Annotated in this window: 1 protein-coding gene; it reads left to right on the top strand. The window is 70.1% G+C overall.

Translation table 11 applies throughout. The features are described from left to right. Positions 1–823, top strand: an 823-nt coding sequence (locus VM94_RS28630) for an Ig-like domain-containing protein (RefSeq protein WP_235433005.1), incomplete at both ends; no start/stop codon positions are given.

Genomic DNA, 823 nt, shown 5'->3' with positions numbered 1-823 from the left:
TCCGGGCGGCACCTCCGCCCCCGCGACGGTCAGCGTGACGGTGGCGCCGCGGCCAGTCCCCGTACCGGTGGCGAAGACGGCCACGGTCCTGGCCGGCACGCCGGTGACCCTGCCGGTGACGGACGGCGCCACGGGCGGGCCATTCACGGCCGTGGCCATCACGACGCAACCTGCCAGCGGCACGGCGGTGGTCAACGGCATGGACATCGTCTACACACCGGGCATCAATACCAGCGGCGAGATCCGCATCGGCTACACCGTGTCGAACGCCTTCGGCACCTCGGCGCCGGTGACCTCGACGATTACCGTCAATCCGATGCCGCAAGTGCTCAGCCAGAGCGTCACGGTGGTGGCCGGCCTGACGGTCAATGTCGACCTGACGGCGGGCGCCACGGGTGGCCCGTTCACGGCGGCGAATATCCTGAGCGTGGCGCCGGCGGAAGCGGGCAAGGTGGTGGTGCGCGATATCGGCACGGCCGGCAAGCCGTCGTACCAGCTGAGCTTTGCGGCCTCGGGCAAGTTCGCCGGCGCGGCCGTCGTCAGCTACACCCTGAGCAATGCGTATGCCACCTCGAAGCCGGGTGTCGTCAACGTGACGGTGACGGCGCGGCGCGATCCGTCGGTCGATCCGGAAGTGATCGGCCTGCAGGCGGCGCAAGCGGATGCGGCGCGGCGTTTCGCCAGCGCACAGCTGTCGAACTTCACGCAGCGCCTGGAAAGCCTGCATGGCGATGGCTGGGGACGTTCCAGCTTTGGCCTGAGCCTGACGCCGCCAAACGACAGCGGCAACCCGACGGCGGCGCTGGCGCGCTGGCAGGCGGAC

The sequence above is a fragment of the Janthinobacterium sp. KBS0711 genome, assembly GCF_000988085.1.
In the GTDB taxonomy this organism is placed as follows: Bacteria; Pseudomonadota; Gammaproteobacteria; order Burkholderiales; family Burkholderiaceae_D; genus Janthinobacterium; species Janthinobacterium lividum_E.
The sequence above is the reverse complement of the archived record's forward strand: the minus strand, read 5'-3'. Positions and strand labels throughout refer to the sequence as shown.